Raw genomic sequence first — 20,055 nt, 5'->3', positions numbered from 1 at the left:
CTTCTATATTCGTTAAAAAATTTTATATGAAATTTTTTTTCACGTAAAGAAAGAAACAGTGAAGGATACTAGAGGATCAAGGAGAATAAATCAGGAATCTTAAGTTTTATATTGTACAGTTTTATCTGTATATACAAAATTAACATATATTATTTAATATACAGTTTGTTCGTTTTATAGTTTTATAGTAGAATAAAAGGGAATTTCGACCAATGAAAATGAATTTTAATCCAATTTTTAATACATTGAGGGGAGACCAATGAGTAAAATCGTTATCAAGAATTTAACCAAAATCTTTGGTTCGCATCCTGAAGAAGTTTTAAATCGCTTAAAAAAAGGGGAAAGCAAAGCCAAAATTCTAGCAGAAACAGGTGCAACCGTAGGGGTAAACCAAGTTTCTTTTGAAGTGGAAGAAGGGGAATTCTTTGTGATTATGGGTCTATCAGGGAGTGGAAAATCTACGCTGATCCGTTTGATTAATCGTCTGATAGAACCGACGACTGGAGAAATCTTCATTGATGGCGAAAATATCGTTAAGATGGATAAAAAAGAACTGATGATGATCAGAAGAAAAAAACTAGGAATGGTTTTTCAAAATTTTGCTTTACTCCCTCATCGAACCGTACTTGCAAATGTGGAATATGGTTTAGAAATACAAGGGGTTCCAAAAGAGATTAGGGAGAAAAAAGCGAGAGAGGCACTTGAAACAGTAGGACTAGCAGGATATGAAGAGAGTTACCCCAATCAATTAAGTGGTGGAATGAAACAAAGAGTTGGTTTGGCAAGAGCATTGGCAAATGGTTCTGATATTTTACTGATGGACGAAGCATTTAGTGCACTTGATCCACTCATTCGTTCGGAAATGCAAGATGAATTATTACAATTACAAAGTAAATTAAAAAAGACCATTTTATTTATTACTCATGACTTAGATGAGGCACTCAAATTAGGTGATCGAATTGCCATCATGAAAGATGGGAATATCGTTCAAATCGGAACACCAGAAGAAATCTTAACGGATCCTGCTGATGACTATGTTTCTGCTTTTGTCAAAGATGTGGACCGCTCGAAAGTTCTAACTGCGGAACATATCATGAAAAAGCCTGATGTTATTACCACTTGGAAAGATGGACCGAGAATCGCGATTAAGAAAATGAAAGATGCGGGCTTGTCCAGTATCTTTGTTGTGGATCGGGAAAGAAGGCTAAAAGGGCTACTTACCATTGATGCAACACTGGAAGCTTTGAATCAAAAAAAGTGGGTCGAGGACATGTTAGTTCAAGATTTTCCTATCACTTCGCCAAGTACTCCTCTTCAGGAATTAATTCCAATTGCTGTAAAAACAAAGTACCCGATTGCAGTTGTAGAAGAGGGGAAATTAAAAGGAATAATAGTTCGTGTTACCATCTTATCAGGACTGGTTCGAGGAAGGGAAGAGGAGGAATAAAAGATGAATTGGTTTCATATACCACTTGAACAATGGACAAATGATTTTGTCGAATTCTTTTTATTGCCAGTATTAGGACCGATTTTTGAATCGATCAGTCATTATATAGGGCTTATTTTAGATCAGTTTGAAAACTTTTTAACTTGGGTCCCTCAAGAAATCATGACGGCCATTATTGTTTTACTTGCTTGGTGGACAAAAGGATTGAAAGTGGCTTTATTTAGTTTCATTGGATTACTATACATTGGTTCAGTCGATCTTTGGAAAGAAGCAATGCAAACGTTGGCCGTTGTTTTATCAGCGACATTCTTATCGATTTTGATCGGAATCCCATTTGGAATATGGAGTGCAAAATCAAGAAAAGCAGATCAAATCATCCGCCCCATCTTAGATTTTATGCAGACATTGCCTAGTTTTGTTTATTTAATCCCTACCGTCCTTTTGTTTGGGGTGGGTCCAGTACCAGCGGTGATTGCTACCTTTGTTTTTGCAACTCCACCTGCTGTACGTTTAACGAGTCTTGGGATTAAACAAGTTCCAATAGAAGTGATTGAGGCAGCAAAAGCATTTGGATCTACTTCCTGGCAGATGTTGGTCAAGGTACAATTGCCCATTGCCAAACCAACGATTATGGCAGGGATTAATCAAACCATTATGATGTCATTAGCAATGGCAGTTATCTCGGCGATGATTGGGGCACCAGGCTTGGGATCTGTTGTTCTCCAAGCTATTACAAGGGTAAATGTAGGAATGGGATTAGTTGGTGGATTAGGAATTGTCGTCTTAGCCATCATTTTAGATCGAATCACCGAAGGATTAGGCCGTAAGCAAAAATAAATGGGATGAAAATGGGTTTACCATTTTTATCATATATCATCAATAAAAAAAGAAAAAAGGGAGTGAAAGAATGAAAAAGTATATGAAACAAATCTTGATTCTATTCTTATTATTTACCGTCTTAATAGGGGGATGTCAGACAAGTAAAAATGTTAACAGGGATGACAATGGAAAAGATAGTAAAACGATTACGTTTGGTGTCACACCATGGACAAGTACTATTCCACCTACTTATGTAGCAAAAGCGATTATTGAAGACATGGGATATAAAGTAAAATTACAAAATGCCGACGCAGGTGTTGTTTATGCTGGTTTAGCCAAAGGCGATATCAATGTATTTATGGATGCTTGGTTGCCTGATATGCACAGAAATTATATGGAGAAATACGGGGATAAAATTGATGATGTAGCGATTAGTTACAAAGAGGGAGAATTAGGTTGGGTTGTTCCATCTTATGTTAAGGATATTAATTCTATTGAAGATCTTATGGGGAAAGAGAAGTTATTCGAAAACAAACTATTTGGAATTGAAGAAGGTGCAGGAATGACCATGACGTCACGCGAAATGATTAAAGGTTATGGTTTAGATTTAGAATATGTTGCGTCGAGTGAATCTGGAATGCTTGCGCAAGTGAAAAAATATATTTCTCAGAAAAAACCGATTCTTTTTCTAGGTTGGAGACCTCATTCAATGTTTGCAAAATGGGACTTAAAAGTACTTAAGGATCCGAAAGAATACTTTAAAACATCTGAAGTTCATGTATTAACGAACAAAGGATTAGATAAACAAGCACCCGATGTTTATCAATTCTTAAAGAATTGGAACATATCTGTAGAAGACATTGAAAAAATGATTCTAGAGATCGAAAATGGAAAAGATGCTTCAGAGGTCGCGATGAAATGGATCGAAGAAAATAAGGATAAGGTAAACAAAATGATTGGAAAGTAAGCAAAAAAAGAAAAGTCGAGTAAGAGGAGTAATTTACTCTTACTCTTTTTTTGTTTCTCTGAATTGCTATAATAGGGTATAAAATATGTTGATAAGGGGAAGAAGAGAATGGAAAAAAAAGACATTTTTATCGTTTCTGGTGGAATCTTAACGGAACGATTGGTGTCCATGATTAAAGAGGATGATTTGATCATTGGTGTCGACAGGGGAGCAGAGTGGTTAATTGAACATGGTCTTTCGCCTCATTATATCGTTGGGGATTTTGACTCGGCAAATTCCTCTTTTTTAGAGGCAATCAAGGAGAAATACGGAGATAAAATCTATCGATTTCCTTCAGAGAAAGATGAAACAGATACCGAACTTGCAGTTCGTTTTGCTATTTCGTTGCAGCCAAAATCGATTACAATCATTGGGGCGATTGGGACTCGTTTAGACCATGTCTTAGCGAATATTCACGTTCTTTTGCTAGGAGAAAGACAGCACATACCAAGTCAGATTTATGGCACCAATAATCGGATTCGGCTAGTCTTACCAGACAAAACCCTTTATGTGCAAAAAGGGGAGTACAAATACATCTCGTTACTTCCTTTTACAGAGAAAGTGGAAGGAATTTCAATTCAAGGTTTTAAATACCCTCTCTCTCAGGCTTCGATGGAAGTTGGACAACCCTATGGTATAAGCAATGAGTTAGTCGATGAAAAAGGTACGATTTTGATAGAGAAAGGAATTTTACTTGTCATCGAAAGTAAAGATTAACTTGGAAACGATATTCCTATTCGCAATTTTTTTATGAACATTTTTATAGGACTAATGAATATACTGTAATAAAGAACTTATGGGGTTTTATTCTTTTAGTCATGGCGACTAACCTAGGATCGAAGGAGGGGTAGGGGTGAGATTTTATACCATTAAACTTCCAAAATTTTTAGGAGGAATTGTAAAAGCTGTTTTGGCTATGTTTCAAAAAAAATAAAGAAATTTAAAAGGCTTCACTCACTCCAAAAAATTGGTGAGAAATGAAGCCTTTTTACGTATATATGTAAGAATGATAAAAAGCACCAAAATCATGGTGCTCTTAAATTAAACGCGTTTTACTTTTCCAGATTTTAGTGCTCGAGTGCTTACATATACGCGTTTTGGTTTTCCATCAACGAGAATACGAACTTTTTGTACATTTACGCCCCACTTGCGTTTGGTTTTACGGTTGGAGTGACTTACAGCATTTCCTGTATGTCCTTTTTTACCAGTTACATAGCATTTACGTGACATGTGTACACCCCCTTAATAAACAACATCTTAAAAGTACATCCTAGATTTAGGAATTCATTATGTCACATACTTGTGTATTTTAGCATGAGGTTTATAATATTTCAAGTTAGGAATTTTCGCTTCCCTGTGAGAATCTAAAACTTTTAATCTCATATTCTTTATAGTAAAATATAGATTAGCCCAAAGCCAAATTATTTCTGAGGGGGTAAAACAATGGCAATCGAAGTAACGACCGAATTAGGTAAAGTCACGATTTCGGATGATGCAATCGCTACTATTGCGGGAATAAGTGCAATGGAAGTCTTTGGTTTGGTTGGAATGGCTTCTAGAAAGCAATTAAAAGATGGGATTGCAGAGTTATTAGGAAGAGAAAATTTAGGTCGAGGAATAGAAGTACGAAGTGAAGATGATGAAGTGATTATTGATATGTATATTATTGTTAGTTACGGTACGAAGATTTCGGAAGTGGCACATAATGTACAACAAAAGGTCATTTATACTTTAGATACGATGATGGGTGTAAAAGTATCAAGAGTCAATGTTATCGTACAAGGCGTCCGCGTAACCCAAGCGTAATAAGGAGGATTTTTAGTGAACAATCAAAAGATTGATGGAAAATTATTTACGCAAATGGTTCTTGCAGGGGCCCAAAGCTTAAATCAGCATGTGAAAGATGTTAATGCTCTAAATGTTTTCCCTGTACCAGATGGAGATACAGGAACCAATATGGATTTGTCATTAACATCAGGGGTAAATGAACTGAAAAAAAGAACGACTGATCATATAGGGCAAGCTGCAGATGCGTTAGCAAAGGGACTATTAATGGGAGCAAGAGGAAACTCAGGGGTAATTCTTTCCCAATTGTTCCGTGGTTTTTCTAAGTATGTTAGCTCCTATGAATCTATTGATAGCAAACAATTTGCTGAAGCCTTAAAACAAGGTGTTGACACTGCTTACAAGGCAGTAATGAAACCAGTAGAGGGGACCATTTTAACGGTTTCCCGTGAAGTAGCAAATGAAGCGGTTAAAGTTTCTCGTAGAGAAAAAGATCTAATAAAAGTGATGGAAGCCATTTTAAATAAAGGGAAACAAGCTTTGGCAAAAACACCTGATCTATTACCAATATTAAAACAAGTAGGTGTCGTTGATGCAGGTGGACAAGGCCTTCTTTATATCTATGAAGGATTTTTGGCTGCTCTTAAAGGAGAAAAAATCGTTATTCAAGAAACAAAGCCAACAATTGAAATACAGCGTTCATTAAGTGACTTGGCACATGAGCATATGCCTGTACAAGCTCAATTATCGACAGAGGATATCAAGTTTGGATACTGTACAGAATTTATGATTAGACTAAAAGATGAGATTCTTCAAAAGGGTTCTTTTAACGAACAAGAGTTTCGTAAGGAAATATCCCAATTTGGAGATTCATTATTAGTGGTATCTGATGATGAAATGGTTAAGGTTCATATCCATACAGAATACCCTGGAGATGTTCTTAATTATGCAATGAAATATGGTAGTCTGCATAAGATTAAGATTGATAATATGCGTGAACAACACAGTCATATCCTCTTAGGCGAAGGAAATTATCATACCGATTTAAGCCAGGTTACAAATATGAACGATACAAACGGGGATGTTAATCCAAGCCCTAATGAACAAAAAGAGAAACAACCATATAGTATTATTGCTGTCGCTATGGGAGAGGGAATAGCTGCTATTTTTAAAAGTTTAGGTGTTGATGTGGTTATTTCTGGTGGCCAAACGATGAATCCAAGTACTCAAGATATTGTGAATGCAATAAAAGAAATCAATGCTGAAAATTACATTGTTTTACCCAATAATAGCAATATCATTTTAGCTGCTGAACAAGCTCAAGAATTTATCGATCAACCTGTAGCTGTCATCCCTTCAAAAACGCTTCCACAAGGAATGGCTTCTTTATTAGCTTTTAATCCAGATTTAACGATAGAAGAAAATAAAGAAATCATGACAGAAGCATTAAAAAGTGTTAAATCAGGTCAAGTTACCTATGCAGTACGTGATTCAAAATATGATGGTCTTGAAATCAAGAAAGGAAATTACCTTGGTATTTTCGAAGGTAAGATTGTGGCGACATCAGATGACATGATTGATGCAGCATTTACTCTGCTTACCAAAATGATTGATGAAGAAGAAGTATTAACAATCATTTTTGGTGAGGATGTGAAAGAAGATCAAGTGAAAGTTTTAAAAGAAAAAATTCTTGAACAATATCCTGAACTTGAAATTGAAGTTCATAATGGCGGTCAACCGCTTTATTATTTTATTTTTTCAATTGAATAAAAAGATGAGGTGACTGAATGGAACCGATTTTTGTTGTAACAGATAGTACAGCAGATATTCCTAAGGAACTTGCCAAACAATTAGGGATCACTGTTGTGCCGTTAAAAGTGCATTTTTCTAATGAGACTTATTTAGATGGAGAAACAATAACGGCGGAACAATTTTATCAGAAGTTGCAAAGTTCTGATGAGCTTCCTACTACATCCCAACCATCACCAATGGATTTTGTTGAAACTTATAAAAAATTAGCTGACGGTAAACCGGCAAAAATAATTTCAATTCATTTATCTGCTGCTTTAAGTGGTACCGTTCAATCTGCGCTTTTAGCAAAAGAGATGGTAAAAGATCTAGGGATTGACGTACATGTTTTCGATTCCAAGAAAGCTTCCTATTCCATTGGAATCATCGTGGTTGGAGTTGCAAAAGCGCTTAGAGAAGGAAAGAGTTTTGAAGAAGCTCTTTACTTAACAAATGATTTAATTGAACGAACTCAAGTCTATTTCTTAGTTGATACGTTAACCTATCTTCATAAAGGCGGAAGAATAGGTAAAGCTGCGTCTTTATTTGGTACATTATTAAATATTAAGCCCATTCTATCGTTAAATGAACAAGGCGAAGTATTTGCGGTTGACAAGGTACGAGGTCAGAAAAAAGCGTTTTCCAAGATTCTTGGTTATCTTACGGATTATACAAAAGATAAAAAGGTAATCGCAGGAATTTCTCATGCTGCGAATCTAGAAGAGGCGAAGAATTTCGAACAATTGCTTCGAGAAAAAATGGATATTGTTGAATTTGTTATGACCGATATTGGACCTGTCATTGGAACGCATGTTGGGCCAGGAACACTGGCAATCATGATGTATACGGTGTAGATTCAAAGTTAAACCTCCACTTTTAGTGGGGGGTTTTATTTTTATTCAATCTTGACGTGAATTTTATCAATGGCATTATTACCATATCCTTTTCTCGACAAACACATCAACTTTCATATTGCAAAAAAAAAGTGAATTTGAGAGAATTTGGATAGGATTCAATTAAAGCAACATGGTTGGAGGAGAAATATGAAATATCAATCGGTGTTTGATATTATTGGTCCAGTGATGATTGGGCCATCAAGCTCCCACACGGCAGGAGCGGCAAGGATTGGAAAAGCAGCTTTGTCTCTCTTTGGGAGACAGCCAAAAAAAGCAGTGATTACTCTTTATGGTTCATTTACAAAAACTTATAAAGGCCATGGTACAGATGTAGCTATTGTTGGTGGAATTCTAGGTTTTGATACTTATGATAATCGGATTGTCGATTCCCTTGTTATTGCAAAGGATCTAGGAATTGAAATTCAATTTATTCCCTCAAATGAACAAAGTGAACACCCCAATACGGCTCGAATCTATTTAGAAGACGAGAAAGGAACATTAGAGATTGTTGGCGTATCAATTGGTGGAGGGAAAATAGAAATCGTTGAAATTCAAGGGTTTAAGATCAAGGTATCAGGAAATCAACCTTTATTAATCGTTTTCCATGAAGATCGGTATGGCGTAATTGCATCTGTTTCTACAACCTTAAGTAAATTTAAGATTAATATTGGTTATATGGAAGTTGCGAGAAAAGAAAAGGGATCCCTTGCTTTAATGGTGATTGAAACCGATCAACCAATTACACAAGACGTTCTGAAAGAATTGGAGTTATTAAATGCCGTAAGACAAGTTGCGCTCTTAAAAACATCATAATAGTGGAGGAAAAGGCAAGATGAAATTCACATCCATTGAACACCTTGTAGAGCTAGCGGAAATACAAGGAAAGAAAATTTCTGAGATCATGATCGAGTCAGAAATGGAACAGTATGGAAGAACTAGAGAAGAAATATTTGAACAAATGAGAAATAATCTACATGTAATGAAAGTGGCAATTGAAAAAGGCTTACAAGAAGAGATCAGATCAAGAAGTGGTTTAAGTGGCGGAGATGGGAAAAAACTAGCAAAGTATTTGGAAAATGGCTCTTTTTTATCTGGGAGAACTATTTTAGAAGGAGTAAGTATGGCTGTTGCTACATCTGAAGTAAACGCTTCCATGGGAACAATTGTTGCAACCCCAACAGCTGGATCCGTTGGTATTTTACCGGGAACAATCTTTGCGACGGCAAAAAAATTAAATTCTACTGAGGATGATATGGTGCATGCGTTATTTACTGCAGGTGCCATTGGTTTAGTCATTGCCAATAATGCCTTCATTTCGGGAGCCGCAGGAGGATGTCAAGCTGAGATTGGATCAGCGACAGCTATGGCTGCTGCAGCAATTGTTGAAATGGCTGGTGGTACACCAACTCAAGCAGCAAATGCATTAGGCATTGCATTAAAAAATATGTTAGGATTAACATGTGATCCTGTGGCAGGACTTGTGGAAGTTCCATGTGTAAAGAGAAATGGAATGGGAGCTGCAAATGCAATGATTGCAGCAGATATGGCTTTAGCAGGAATCAAAAGCATCATTCCACCTGATGAGGTGATTGAAACGATGTACCGTATTGGATGTGCAATGCCAATGCCCTTAAAAGAAACGGCCTTAGGCGGTTTAGCAGCTACACCAACAGCGAAAAAAATAGAAGTAAAAATTTTTGGTCAACCATTACACGAATGAAAAAGGCTTATGGGATTTAGTGTCTTAGACCAAAGCCTGGTTGGTGTAAAAGGGATTGGCGAGAAAAGAGTACGTCAATTTCAGGAAATGGGGATTCAATCGATTCGCGATCTCCTCTTTTATTTTCCGTATCGTTATGAAGATTATCAGATCAAAGATTTGGCCACTGCCCTTCATGGAGAGAAAGTGACGGTGGAAGGTACGATATATGGTCACCCTGCGACCAAACGTCTATCAAAAAATCGAGATCTGATCTCGGTAAAAGTAGTGATTGATCATTTTATAGTTACAGCCACTTGGTTCAATCGAGCTTTTTTAAAAAATCAATTACAAAAAGGGCGACCAATACTCCTTACGGGAAAATGGGACAAATATCGATTGCAGATCACCGTTTCTGAATACGAATTCCTTGATACTGTTAAAACCACAAAAAAGGGACATCTTATTCCTGTGTATTCTCTTCCAGCCGATTTAGGACTAACCCAAGCAAATTTTCGTAAAATCATGGAGCAAGCAATTCGCCAGTACTATTATGCGATCGAGGATTATTTGCCAAAAGAAGTGATTGACAAATATAAATTATATACGTTAAAAGAGTCGATTCGCGCAATTCATTTTCCCCATGATCATCGGGATGGAAAATTGGCAAGGCGGAGACTCGTTTATGATGAGTTGCTTTTTTATCAAATGAAAATTCAGTTATTAAAAAAACTGAACCGACAAAATTGGCCGGGAATAAAAAGAAAAATCGATGTTGACAAGGTGAAATCCTTTATTCATTCGTTGCCTTTTTCCTTAACAAATGCCCAAAAACGGGTCATTAAAGAAATTTTAGGAGACATGGAACAAAGTTATGCAATGAATCGACTTTTACAAGGAGATGTAGGTTCAGGCAAAACAGTTGTTGCTGCTGCAGCATTATATGCTAATTATTTAAGCGGATATCAGGGTGCCTTAATGGTTCCTACGGAAATTTTGGCAGAACAGCATATGGAATCTTTAAAAAAATTATTTGCGAATACCCCCATTCAAGTTGAAGTATTAACAGGGAGTCTTACGGAAAAAAATCGTAAAGCAGTAATTGGTCGGTTACAAATGGGACTTACAGATGTTGTCGTAGGTACCCACGCATTAATACAAGAAGATGTTTACTTTAAGCGTTTAGGGTTAGTGATTACCGATGAACAGCATCGTTTTGGTGTAGAACAAAGAGCTCTTCTTCGGCGGAAAAGCGATAATTTCAGTCCAGATGTTCTTTATATGACCGCTACTCCGATCCCAAGGACGTTAGCGATCACAGCTTTTGGAGATATGGATGTTTCGATCATCGATGAATATCCTGCAGGTCGAAAAAAAGTAGAAACCCATTGGGTTAGGCCAAAACAATTTGCAAAAGTATTAGCCTTTGTCGAACAACAAGTTCGAAAAGGTAGACAAGCTTATGTCATTGCTCCTTTAATTGAAGAATCAGATAAGTTAGATGTCCAAAATGCTATTGATATTTATCAGCAACTCTGTGAATTTTTCCCAAACTTTAAAATAGGACTTATGCATGGGCGATTGAAACCAAAAGAAAAAGATGAGGTTATGAATCGATTTTTAAAGAATGAGGTTCAAATCTTAGTTTCAACGACTGTGGTCGAAGTCGGAGTCAACGTTCCCAATGCTACGATCATCGTGATCTATGATGCGGATCGATTTGGTTTAGCTCAACTTCATCAATTAAGAGGGCGAGTTGGGCGTGGTGAACACCAATCTTACTGTATTCTTGTGGCAGATCCTAAGTCAGAGACAGGGAAAGAAAGAATGCGAATTATGGAACAGACCAATGATGGATTTGAGATCTCGAGAAGAGATTTAGAATTACGTGGACCTGGTGATTTTTTTGGTGTGAAGCAAAGTGGGTTACCTGATTTCAAACTAGCCGATCTTATTCAGGATTATCGAACGTTAGAAGCGGCAAAAAAAGATGCTGAAATCTTAATTCATGGGGAAGAATTCTGGTCTGATCCTAAATGGAGACATTTAAAATTCGAATTAGAACGAACGGGAGTTTTTTTACAACAAGTGATTGAAGGATAATAAAAAAATTCCCACAGGGCATTTCCCTGTGGGGTCAATGCACATTACTGTGCATTAACAGAAAAATGGGAGAGGAGAAACCGGAGGAAGAGCTTATGGGGAAACGTAAGTCTTCTCCGCGGTTATCAGCAATACCTTGGGTATTGCTGTTATATATCCTTTCCTAATATTTTTAAAAATATACATGTTGATAAAAAATTTTTAAGGGAGCATTTGCTTCCTTTTCATTTTCGCAAACTTTTGATAAGATAAAATAAGAAAATTGAGATTTTTGCGATAATTTACCATTGAATGGATTTGTGCTACTATAAAGTATGCATTTTTAACTAAGGGTGAACCAATCGTGAGAGTGATTGCTGGTAGTGCTAAAGGTAGAACTTTAAAAGCAGTTCCTGGGAAAAGTACAAGACCAACGACAGACAAAGTTAAAGAATCGATCTTTAATATAATTGGACCATATTTTGATGGCGGTATTGTTTTAGATCTATTTGCTGGTACGGGAGGATTAGCAATTGAAGCTTTAAGTCGCGGAATGGAATATGGTATATTCATTGATCACAGCAAACAAAGTATTGAAACCATTCGTAAAAACGTTGCTACTACCAATCTTATAGATCGGGTAGAAATTTATCACAATGATGCAATGCGTGCTTTGAAAAAATTACAAAAGCGAGAAGTCACATTTGATTTGGTTTTTTTAGATCCACCATATCGAATGAAAATATTAGAGGAGATTCTCCTTTTTTTAACAGAGCATCGGCTTTTAAATGATCAAGCGATTATTGTTACTGAACATGATACAAAATACAAGTTTCAAAATATAGATCAAATAGAGGAATTAGAACAGGTAAAAGATGTTACTTATGGAGATATTGGAATTACGATTTTTCGTTATAATTTGAATAAATAAATGGATGGAGGTTAATAATGATACATGCAGTCTATCCAGGAAGTTTTGATCCGATTACATATGGACATTTGGATATCATCCAAAGAGGGGTAAAAATATTTGATAAGGTTACGGTGGCAGTCTTAATCAACCCCAATAAGAATCCTTTGTTTACGGTAGAAGAAAGGATAGAACTCATTCGCCAGGCTACCAAACATATTCCTCAAGTTGAAATTGATAGTTTTAGCGGTTTACTTGTCGATTATATGAAAAAGAAAAATGCAAATACAATTATTAAAGGATTACGTGCCGTTTCTGATTTTGAATATGAGTTACAAATGGCATCAATTAATCGAAAACTTGATCCCAATATCGAAACTTTCTTTATGATGACGAATAATAAATACTCTTTCTTAAGCTCGAGCATCGTAAAAGAAGTGGCTAGACATCATGGCTGTGTAAGTGATCTTGTTCCTCCTTGTGTTGAAGAGGCGTTAATCAAAAAATACGCAGGTTATAAGGTTACATTCTAAAAGAAGAAAAGGCACCTACATTGTCGTAGGTGCTCCTTTTTTTCAGTAGTCCTTTTTCTTCAATAGGTGAATGGTTAAAGAAAGCAAAAGTAAGGTCGTAATGATCCACAAAAAGTAATACCCTATACTATGAATAATAGAGATGAGATGAAATGAAGATACTTCTTGGGAAAAGTGATATAAAAATGTTGGTATCGCGTTTTTTGTTTCCGATAGTTGAAAGGGTTGATAAAGAAGTAGACTAAGGATAAAAGCAAGAATTGAATGGAAAACTCGCGCAATAAAAAAAGGTTTAAAACGAATATCGGTTTTTTGAAGAATAGCAGCGATTTGTCCATGAACAGAAATTCCGCTCCAAGCAGATATTGCGCTTACGATGGCTAATTTTTCTATAAGCGGAATATTCATACTTGCTTCGCTGACACTTTTTGCTCCTAATGTAACTTCAAAAAAACCATAGATCATAGATTGAGCTAAATCTTGGGAAATTCCCAATGGTGTTAAAATTAGGTGTAAAAGACTGATTAAAAAACTTGTTACTTCAATTTGAGTTAAAATAGATAATACTACGGAAAAAGCGATAATAAATCCACCGATCATAAGTAGTGTTTGAATAGAAGACATGACGGCATCTCCCATTAATTTGCCAAATTGCCTACCATCTGCCATTCTTGCTTGATGCATGGCTTTAAAAGCTCTTATAAAAATATTGTCTTCTTTCTTATACATTTCAAATTTTCGCGAAGAGAATTGTTGATTATTTATTTCGTGGAACCTCATGATAAAACCAACAATGAGACTAGAAGCATAATGTACGATCGCAAGAAAGATTCCTAACTCGGCTTGGTGAAAAAAACCAACCGCAATCGCGCCAAAGATAAAGAGAGGATCAGAAGTACTCGTAAAAGCGACGAGTCTTTCCCCTTCTACCTGAGAAACCATCTTTTGTTCTCGTAAACGGGTGGTTAATTTAGCACCCATTGGATAACCTGAGGAAAATCCCATGGCTAAAACAAAAGCGCCGACTCCAGGTACATTAAATAAGGGTTTCATCAAAGGTTCCAGCAATTCACCCATAAAATGAACAACACCAAAGCCTAATAAAATCTCTGATGTAATAAAAAATGGTAAAAGGGCAGGAAAAATAATTTCCCACCAAATTTTTAACCCTTGTAAAGAAGCTTTAAAAGCAGCATCAGGAAAGCTAATAATGGCAATTGCAAGTAAAGTGGTTATCACCCCAGCAAATAGAGTAATGATATGTGAGCTTTTTATTCTCTTCATATACGGCCTCCATTCCTATTCCTAAAAACATATTTACGTAATGATTGTCCTGTTTAGAACAAGTTTGCTAAATCAGAACAATAAGCTATATTTAAGAATAGAAATTTAGGTTGGTTGGTTTTGGTATTCATTGAATTAAAAAGGATTCGAGGTGGTGGCATTGAGGCCAAAAATTGGTTTAGCACTTGGATCAGGAGGGGCAAGGGGATTAGCACATCTTGGCGTTTTACGTGTTTTTGAAGAACAAAAAATCCCTATTGATTACATATCTGGAAGTAGCATGGGAAGTTTGGTTGGCGCATTGTATGCGAATGGAAACGATTTGAATATGTTAGAAAAATTAGCGATTCATTTGAAACGAAAATATTGGGTTGATTTTTCTGTATCGAAATTGGGGTTAGTAACAGGGGAAAAAATCAAAGAACTTATCCGGATTCTTACCCATGGAAAGAATATTGAAGATTTAGCGATTCCCATTGCTATAGTTGCTACTGATATCGAAACAGGTGAACGAGTGATTTTTCGTAAAGGACCAGTTTATCAAGCGGTTCGTGCAAGTATTTCTATACCAGGAATCTTTGTTCCAGAAACGGTAAATGGACGTCTTTTAGTGGATGGGGGGGTTATTGATCGCGTTCCCGTTCATGTGGTTCGAGAGATGGGGGCTGACTTTGTCATCGCCGTTGATGTTGGACTCTATGATACAAGGATGAAAGTAAACTCGATTTTTGATGTCATTGCACAAACGATTGATATTATGGAAAGACAAAATCTCTATCATCAAATTGTCGCTGCCGATTATGTCATTCGACCTGAAGTAGGTCACATTAGTTCCATTTCATTTACGAATGTGCAAGAGATTATTGAAGAAGGTTACCGAGTTGCTAATGAATCGATTGATAAAATTAAAAATTTAATCCAAAAATGGGAGGATTCACATGAATAATCTGATGAAGAAAAAGCTACTCGTCTTTAAGATGAAACGACTTAAGTTACTATTCCTCCTTCTTATGGTTTTTGCCTATTTATCTTTTTATATTCCAGTTCCTTATTATATTGCCGCTCCAGGGATTGCTGTAAAATTAAAAAGAGTGATTTCAGTAGAAAATGGTTATTCAGAAAAAGGAGATTTTATGTTGACGACGATCCGTATGAACCCAGGCAATCTAGGATACTATCTTTATTCTCTGTTCCTTCCAAATATTGAATATATTCCAAAACACTATATATTAAATCCAGATGAAGATCCGGAAGAATATGAGAAACGACAATTACTTGTTATGAAACAATCGCAAGAGGAAGCGTTGATCGCAGCTTTTCAAAAAGCCAATGTTCCCTTTCAGATCAAACAAAAAGGAATATTAGTTGCAGGAATGATAAAGGGAATGCCAGCAGAGAAAATTTTCCAAGTAGGCGATGTGATTATAAAAGTCGATCAAAAACCAACATACAAACTGGATGATTTTTTAGCAATATTAAGAAACAAAAAGCCAGGGGATAAAATGTCGATCACCTTTTTACGGAATCAATCAACCTTAACCAAGAAAGTGAGCCTTGTTTCACTCTCAACAAAAGAAGGGGGAACGAAGCAAAGAGCAGGGTTAGGATTTTATCCGAGTGAGGAACGAGAAGTGATTCCATTAAGAAAGGTATCCTTTCATACCAATGAGATTGGTGGGCCTTCAGCAGGCTTTATGTTTACTTTAGAAATCATCAATCAACTTGTTCCTGATGATTTAACACGTGGTTATCAAATTGCTGGGACTGGAACCATTCGCGCAGATGGAAAGGTCGGGCAAATTGGTGGTGCGAAACTAAAAGTCCATGCTGCAAAAGAAGCAGGGGCTGAGATCTTTTTTGTTCCTAAAGATATTGAGCCAAACGATTCTAATCAAAAAGAGGTAGAAAACGAAAATCGTAAATTAGCAAAGCCAATGATGATTGTTCCCGTCGCCAATTTAGATGAGGCGCTTCAATTTTTAAAACAATTGCCTTACAAAAACGATACTTCAAAAACTGATTCCCAAAAAAGCACCAAAAATGTTCTATGAGTAAAAAATTGGTCTTTGCTTATAATCATTGTATCTGAAGTTTGGTTCATCAAAGCCTGTTTCATAAATTTGACTAGCTTGAATGTCAAAGTCCAACATTGGGCTTCGTATTTTCGAGAGATTGCTAATCATCGGAATAGACAATTGGTGTTTGATTTGATTTAAATATTCCCTTCCTTTTTGGTTAAACCCAAGAAGTCGTACATATTGAGGACCTTTTTCTACATTCATTTTTTGAACTCGATCTTTTGTCAGATTAAGAAGTAGGTGTAAGAAGATTCGTTGTAATTTCGCTTGGGTATACCTTTTTGTTTTTACGATGGAGACGAAATCATGAAAAGAAGAAGCATGGTAAATTCCTTCTCTTAAACGTGACTCTAGGCCCTCAACCATCCCATGAATTTGTTTTAATTGCTCGACTGTTTGATTAAGAATCAAGATTTTCAGTGTTTGGTAATAATTTTCCCAAGATTGAAACCGATTTTGTCTAAGGGTGTTTTTATAAAGGTTCCAAGTAGTAGGTGGAACATATGAAAAAATTTTTTCAATATGATCGTTAGTTCGAATCGCTGTACGAATCGCCGTAGCACTAGCAAATGTATTGTCAGATATTGTTTGATCATGGTACTGGCTATTCTTACGCCTAATAGTTAAAGCTTTGATCTTTGAATTCAGTTTTTTTATTTGGAGGAGATACTGGAGTCCAAGGATATCATTAGGTTGCAAGATAAAATCATCAAAACCTCTTTGGTATTGTTGTAAGGTTAAAGCCAATGCTTTTGGGTAAGAATTTCCTAATGATAGGTTTTTTTTCAATAATGTTTGAAATTGGACGGGTTCATGTAAAAGTAGATTTGCAAGGTGATCCAAACGCTCAAGTAAATTGGATTCACTGCCAAAAACGAGATGAGTCACATTTAAATGATTTAACAAGGAGATAGCCCCAAAAGCAAACCAATCAGCTGACTGGGTTGCATAGACCACTGGTAACTCAATGATGAGATCAATGCCATTTTCAAGCGCCATTTTTGTTCTTGTCCATTTATCCATGATGGCCGGTTCACCACGTTGTACAAATGGACCTGACATGACAGCAATAGTAACATTAGATTCTGTGATTTTTTTTGCTTGTTGAATATGGAATAAGTGTCCATTATGAAAAGGATTATATTCTACGATTAATCCAAGTATCGTCATAATTTGTCCTCCTATCTTGATGGTATTATAACAAAGATTCAGAGATTGACAAACTTTTCATTCTTAAGATATAATTCACTTGTTGTTTATGAGGTGAAAACATTGGAAATCAAAACATGGGAACTTGATCGAAGAAAAGAAGAACTGCGCTTTCAGTATGAAGAGGACCTTAGTCATCTTGTCAAAGAAGTAGATGAACTTAGAAAGATTTCACCAGTTAAAGTGGCAGGTGTTGCTTACGAGACAGGCGGTTTTTACACCGTTAAAGGCCATCTTCAATCGAAAGCTGTATTGCAATGTTCAAGGTGTCTTGCACCTTTTGATTATCATATTGAAGTAGATTTTACTGAAATCTTTATTCCAGAAAGGATTGAAACCAATCTCGATCAAGAAAATGAGAATGTCCATCGTTTAACTTCGGATGAAATTGATCTTACTTCACTTGTGGAAGAAATCGTATTATTAGAAATTCCTTACGCACCTGTTTGCCAAGAAGAATGCAAAGGACTTTGCCCAGTTTGTGGAACGAATTTGAATGAACTTCAATGTAATTGTGATAAAACAAGAATCGATCCTCGTTTAGCTGATCTTGCAAAATGGTTTGACCAAAATAAAGATTCGAAGTAAACTAGTTTTTGTCTAAATTAATATTTATAGATTACATCAAGGAGGTGGGATCCATGGCAGTACCATTTAGAAGAACTTCAAAAACTCGTCGTGATATGCGTCGAACTCACTATAAATTATCTGTACCAGGTATGGTTAAGTGCCCACAATGTGGTGAGTATAAATTAGCACACCGTGTTTGTAAAAACTGCGGCACATACAATGGAAGAGAAGTGATCAGTAAATAGGTAAAAAAGTAGCAGGAACAATAGTTCTTGCTCTTTTTTTCTTGCGCAAACTTTTTTTTTTTACTATACTATTAGTACCTGATACTAAAAATAGGTGATAAACTAAGGTGGTGGTTAACATCGCACGGTTAACTAAAAAAAAGAGACAAGCAGCTCTTTTACATACAATCGAAACCAATCCTTTTATTACCGATGAGGAACTGGCAAAAAAGTTTGAAGTGAGCATTCAAACGATTCGCTTAGATCGAATGGAATTAGGAATTCCAGAACTTAGAGAACGAATGAAAACAATGGCCACGAAAAACTTTGACCATATTAAATCATTAAAGTTAGATGAAGTGATCGGTGAAGTTATCGACTTAGAATTAGATCATTATGGTATTTCGATTTTAGAGGTTAAAGAAGATCAAGTGTTCAAAAAAACAAAAATTGCAAGAGGACATTACATATTTGCTCAAGCCAATTCTTTAGCTGTGGCTTTAATTAATGAAGAAATTGCCTTAACCGCAAAAGCTGATATTCGTTTTTTGCGCCCGGTTTATTTACATGAGCGCTTAGTTGCAAAAGCAAAAGTCACTCAATCGAATCATGAATTTAGTGAAATCGAAGTAAGGACAACGGTTGGGAATGAAACGGTATTTAAAGGGACATTCTTGGTTTATCGATCAAAGGAATTAAAAAAATCTACAAATAATCAGGAGGCACAACATGAAGATCGCACTTGATGCAATGGGTGGGGATTTGGCGCCAAAAAGTACAGTTGAAGGGGCAATAGCAGCCGCAAATAAATTTTCCGATATACAAATTATCCTAGTAGGTAGATCGGAAGAAATAAAAAAATATATAAAAGATCCAATTCCAAGCAATATCACGATCCACCATGCAGAAGAAGTAATTAAAACAGAAGATGAGCCTGTAAGGGCCGTTCGAAGAAAAAAAGATTCTTCCTTGGTCGTTGCTGCACAAATGGTCAAGAATAAAGAAGCGGACGCAGTGATTACTGCAGGAAATACTGGCGCATTTATGGCGGCAGGTTTGCTTGTTGCAGGGCGCATTCCTGGTATTGAACGTCCAGCTTTAGCACCTGTTCTTCCAACACTGGGAGAAAACAGTTTACTTGTCTTAGATGTAGGCGCAAATATGGATCCAAAAGCAGAACATTTAGTTCAATATACGAAAATGGGAAAAATTTATGTTGAACAAGTGTTAGGGATCAAAAATCCACGTATTGGCCTTCTTAATGTTGGAACAGAAGAGACCAAAGGAAATGAATTAATGAAATCGACGTATCCGTTATTAAAGGAGATGCCAATTAATTTTGTAGGGAATGTAGAAGCAAGAGATGTTCCAAATGGTGTTTGCGATGTGCTCATCACCGATGGTTTTTCTGGTAACGTCTTATTAAAATTAACCGAAGGATTGGCTCAATCCATCTTTGGGGTATTAAAAAAAGAGTTTACAAAAAATGCAATCACGAAATTTGCTGCACTTTTATTGAAGCCGAGTTTGCAGAATCTCAAAAAACAAATGGATTATACAGAAATTGGTGGAGCTCCTTTATTAGGAGTAGATGGGGCATTTATTAAAGCTCATGGTTCTTCAGATGCCAAAGCGATTATGAATGCAATTTTTCAGGCTCGATTATTTCTGGTGAATGGGGTTTTAGAAAAAATAGCAAATGCGGTTGAATGTGATAAATAGGAG

The 20,055-nt window shown here is 36.2% G+C and carries 22 protein-coding genes; 19 read left to right on the top strand and 3 right to left on the bottom strand.

Annotated elements, in window-relative coordinates:
- Positions 1–259: 259 nt before the first annotated feature.
- The 5 genes from ACMW72_RS01240 to spoVM all read left to right on the top strand — a co-directional run bounded on the left by ACMW72_RS01240 (position 260) and on the right by spoVM (position 4,206).
- Positions 260–1,447 carry a quaternary amine ABC transporter ATP-binding protein gene (locus tag ACMW72_RS01240; RefSeq protein ID WP_418367015.1) on the top strand — a complete coding sequence of 396 codons (1,188 nt, stop codon included), beginning with the start codon at positions 260–262 and terminating at the stop codon, positions 1,445–1,447.
- A gap of 3 nt (positions 1,448–1,450) precedes the next feature.
- Positions 1,451–2,284 (top strand): ABC transporter permease, encoded by an 834-nt coding sequence (locus ACMW72_RS01235; RefSeq protein ID WP_418367014.1) that lies wholly within the window; start codon positions 1,451–1,453, stop codon positions 2,282–2,284.
- A 70-nt stretch (positions 2,285–2,354) separates the two neighbouring features.
- Positions 2,355–3,233 (top strand): glycine betaine ABC transporter substrate-binding protein, encoded by an 879-nt coding sequence (locus ACMW72_RS01230; RefSeq protein WP_418367013.1) that lies wholly within the window; start codon positions 2,355–2,357, stop codon positions 3,231–3,233.
- 108 nt (positions 3,234–3,341) lie between these two features.
- The gene (locus ACMW72_RS01225) at positions 3,342–3,989 is read left to right on the top strand and encodes a thiamine diphosphokinase (RefSeq protein WP_418367012.1); all 648 of its coding nucleotides are present in this window, start codon (positions 3,342–3,344) and stop codon (positions 3,987–3,989) included.
- A gap of 136 nt (positions 3,990–4,125) precedes the next feature.
- On the top strand, positions 4,126–4,206 hold the full coding sequence (spoVM, locus tag ACMW72_RS01220) for a stage V sporulation protein SpoVM (protein WP_418367376.1): 81 nt from the start codon (positions 4,126–4,128) through the stop codon (positions 4,204–4,206).
- Between the two features lie 107 nt (positions 4,207–4,313).
- Here spoVM and rpmB read toward each other — a convergent pair whose 3' ends face one another.
- Positions 4,314–4,502: a 50S ribosomal protein L28 gene (gene rpmB / locus ACMW72_RS01215; RefSeq protein WP_418367011.1), complete on the bottom strand. Its 189-nt coding sequence runs from the start codon at positions 4,500–4,502 to the stop codon at positions 4,314–4,316.
- A 213-nt stretch (positions 4,503–4,715) separates the two neighbouring features.
- On the opposite strand from rpmB, the gene ACMW72_RS01210 reads away from it, so the two are divergent.
- From ACMW72_RS01210 to coaD, 8 genes are all read left to right on the top strand, one after another.
- On the top strand, positions 4,716–5,078 hold the full coding sequence (locus ACMW72_RS01210) for an Asp23/Gls24 family envelope stress response protein (protein WP_418367010.1): 363 nt from the start codon (positions 4,716–4,718) through the stop codon (positions 5,076–5,078).
- A gap of 54 nt (positions 5,079–5,132) precedes the next feature.
- A complete protein-coding gene (locus tag ACMW72_RS01205) occupies positions 5,133–6,827 on the top strand; it encodes a DAK2 domain-containing protein (RefSeq protein WP_418367375.1) in 1,695 nt (564 codons plus the stop codon).
- 17 nt (positions 6,828–6,844) lie between these two features.
- Entirely contained in the window at positions 6,845–7,699 is an 855-nt protein-coding gene (locus ACMW72_RS01200; RefSeq protein ID WP_418367009.1) for a DegV family protein, read from the top strand.
- 189 nt (positions 7,700–7,888) lie between these two features.
- A complete protein-coding gene (sdaAB, locus tag ACMW72_RS01195; RefSeq protein ID WP_418367008.1) occupies positions 7,889–8,554 on the top strand; it encodes an L-serine ammonia-lyase, iron-sulfur-dependent subunit beta in 666 nt (221 codons plus the stop codon).
- A 19-nt stretch (positions 8,555–8,573) separates the two neighbouring features.
- Positions 8,574–9,461, top strand: coding sequence for an L-serine ammonia-lyase, iron-sulfur-dependent, subunit alpha (gene sdaAA, locus ACMW72_RS01190; protein ID WP_418367007.1), 888 nt, complete (start codon positions 8,574–8,576; stop codon positions 9,459–9,461).
- Between the two features lie 9 nt (positions 9,462–9,470).
- Positions 9,471–11,543 (top strand): ATP-dependent DNA helicase RecG, encoded by a 2,073-nt coding sequence (gene recG / locus ACMW72_RS01185; protein ID WP_418367006.1) that lies wholly within the window; start codon positions 9,471–9,473, stop codon positions 11,541–11,543.
- 343 nt (positions 11,544–11,886) lie between these two features.
- On the top strand, positions 11,887–12,453 hold the full coding sequence (gene rsmD / locus ACMW72_RS01180) for a 16S rRNA (guanine(966)-N(2))-methyltransferase RsmD (protein ID WP_418367005.1): 567 nt from the start codon (positions 11,887–11,889) through the stop codon (positions 12,451–12,453).
- A gap of 17 nt (positions 12,454–12,470) precedes the next feature.
- A complete protein-coding gene (coaD, locus tag ACMW72_RS01175) occupies positions 12,471–12,965 on the top strand; it encodes a pantetheine-phosphate adenylyltransferase (protein ID WP_418367004.1) in 495 nt (164 codons plus the stop codon).
- Positions 12,966–13,007: 42 nt separating this feature from the next.
- On the opposite strand, the gene ylbJ is transcribed toward coaD, so the two are convergent.
- Entirely contained in the window at positions 13,008–14,249 is a 1,242-nt protein-coding gene (gene ylbJ, locus ACMW72_RS01170; RefSeq protein ID WP_418367003.1) for a sporulation integral membrane protein YlbJ, read from the bottom strand.
- Positions 14,250–14,409: 160 nt separating this feature from the next.
- Between ylbJ and ACMW72_RS01165 the strand changes: the two genes are divergently transcribed.
- Both ACMW72_RS01165 and ACMW72_RS01160 read left to right on the top strand, forming a co-directional pair.
- A complete protein-coding gene (locus tag ACMW72_RS01165) occupies positions 14,410–15,195 on the top strand; it encodes a patatin-like phospholipase family protein (protein WP_418367002.1) in 786 nt (261 codons plus the stop codon).
- The gene (locus ACMW72_RS01160) at positions 15,188–16,300 is read left to right on the top strand and encodes a PDZ domain-containing protein (protein WP_418367001.1); all 1,113 of its coding nucleotides are present in this window, start codon (positions 15,188–15,190) and stop codon (positions 16,298–16,300) included. The genes ACMW72_RS01165 and ACMW72_RS01160 overlap by 8 nt, the downstream gene beginning before the upstream one ends.
- On the opposite strand, the gene ACMW72_RS01155 is transcribed toward ACMW72_RS01160, so the two are convergent.
- On the bottom strand, positions 16,295–17,497 hold the full coding sequence (locus ACMW72_RS01155) for a nucleotidyltransferase (RefSeq protein ID WP_418367000.1): 1,203 nt from the start codon (positions 17,495–17,497) through the stop codon (positions 16,295–16,297). The genes ACMW72_RS01160 and ACMW72_RS01155 overlap by 6 nt on opposite strands.
- 102 nt (positions 17,498–17,599) lie before the next feature.
- Between ACMW72_RS01155 and ACMW72_RS01150 the strand changes: the two genes are divergently transcribed.
- From ACMW72_RS01150 to plsX, 4 genes are all read left to right on the top strand, one after another.
- The gene (locus tag ACMW72_RS01150; RefSeq protein ID WP_418366999.1) at positions 17,600–18,124 is read left to right on the top strand and encodes a YceD family protein; all 525 of its coding nucleotides are present in this window, start codon (positions 17,600–17,602) and stop codon (positions 18,122–18,124) included.
- 53 nt (positions 18,125–18,177) lie between these two features.
- Positions 18,178–18,351, top strand: coding sequence for a 50S ribosomal protein L32 (gene rpmF, locus ACMW72_RS01145; protein WP_418366998.1), 174 nt, complete (start codon positions 18,178–18,180; stop codon positions 18,349–18,351).
- 110 nt (positions 18,352–18,461) lie between these two features.
- The gene (fapR, locus tag ACMW72_RS01140) at positions 18,462–19,076 is read left to right on the top strand and encodes a transcription factor FapR (protein ID WP_418367374.1); all 615 of its coding nucleotides are present in this window, start codon (positions 18,462–18,464) and stop codon (positions 19,074–19,076) included.
- Positions 19,060–20,052, top strand: coding sequence for a phosphate acyltransferase PlsX (gene plsX / locus ACMW72_RS01135; RefSeq protein WP_418366997.1), 993 nt, complete (start codon positions 19,060–19,062; stop codon positions 20,050–20,052). The genes fapR and plsX overlap by 17 nt, the downstream gene beginning before the upstream one ends.
- Positions 20,053–20,055 lie beyond the last annotated feature (3 nt).

The sequence above is a fragment of the Tepidibacillus sp. LV47 genome (genome assembly GCF_048381575.1).
Lineage (GTDB): Bacteria > Bacillota > Bacilli > Tepidibacillales > Tepidibacillaceae > Tepidibacillus.
The sequence above is the reverse complement of the archived record's forward strand: the minus strand, read 5'-3'. Positions and strand labels throughout refer to the sequence as shown.

Bases quoted from the DNA above. Each gene is read 5' to 3' on its own strand.
- ACMW72_RS01200 (WP_418367009.1), top strand. From the start codon at position 6,845: ATGGAACCGATTTTTGTTGTAACAGATAGTACAGCAGATATTCCTAAG.
- ylbJ (WP_418367003.1), bottom strand. From the start codon at position 14,249: ATGAAGAGAATAAAAAGCTCACATATCATTACTCTATTTGCTGGGGTG.
- ACMW72_RS01210 (WP_418367010.1), top strand. From the start codon at position 4,716: ATGGCAATCGAAGTAACGACCGAATTAGGTAAAGTCACGATTTCGGAT.
- rpmF (WP_418366998.1), top strand. From the start codon at position 18,178: ATGGCAGTACCATTTAGAAGAACTTCAAAAACTCGTCGTGATATGCGT.
- ACMW72_RS01205 (WP_418367375.1), top strand. From the start codon at position 5,133: ATGGTTCTTGCAGGGGCCCAAAGCTTAAATCAGCATGTGAAAGATGTT.
- sdaAB (WP_418367008.1), top strand. From the start codon at position 7,889: ATGAAATATCAATCGGTGTTTGATATTATTGGTCCAGTGATGATTGGG.
- ACMW72_RS01160 (WP_418367001.1), top strand. From the start codon at position 15,188: ATGAATAATCTGATGAAGAAAAAGCTACTCGTCTTTAAGATGAAACGA.
- ACMW72_RS01225 (WP_418367012.1), top strand. From the start codon at position 3,342: ATGGAAAAAAAAGACATTTTTATCGTTTCTGGTGGAATCTTAACGGAA.
- ACMW72_RS01235 (WP_418367014.1), top strand. From the start codon at position 1,451: ATGAATTGGTTTCATATACCACTTGAACAATGGACAAATGATTTTGTC.
- ACMW72_RS01230 (WP_418367013.1), top strand. From the start codon at position 2,355: ATGAAAAAGTATATGAAACAAATCTTGATTCTATTCTTATTATTTACC.
- ACMW72_RS01155 (WP_418367000.1), bottom strand. From the start codon at position 17,497: ATGACGATACTTGGATTAATCGTAGAATATAATCCTTTTCATAATGGA.
- rpmB (WP_418367011.1), bottom strand. From the start codon at position 4,502: ATGTCACGTAAATGCTATGTAACTGGTAAAAAAGGACATACAGGAAAT.
- plsX (WP_418366997.1), top strand. From the start codon at position 19,060: ATGAAGATCGCACTTGATGCAATGGGTGGGGATTTGGCGCCAAAAAGT.
- ACMW72_RS01240 (WP_418367015.1), top strand. From the start codon at position 260: ATGAGTAAAATCGTTATCAAGAATTTAACCAAAATCTTTGGTTCGCAT.
- sdaAA (WP_418367007.1), top strand. From the start codon at position 8,574: ATGAAATTCACATCCATTGAACACCTTGTAGAGCTAGCGGAAATACAA.
- recG (WP_418367006.1), top strand. From the start codon at position 9,471: ATGGGATTTAGTGTCTTAGACCAAAGCCTGGTTGGTGTAAAAGGGATT.
- coaD (WP_418367004.1), top strand. From the start codon at position 12,471: ATGATACATGCAGTCTATCCAGGAAGTTTTGATCCGATTACATATGGA.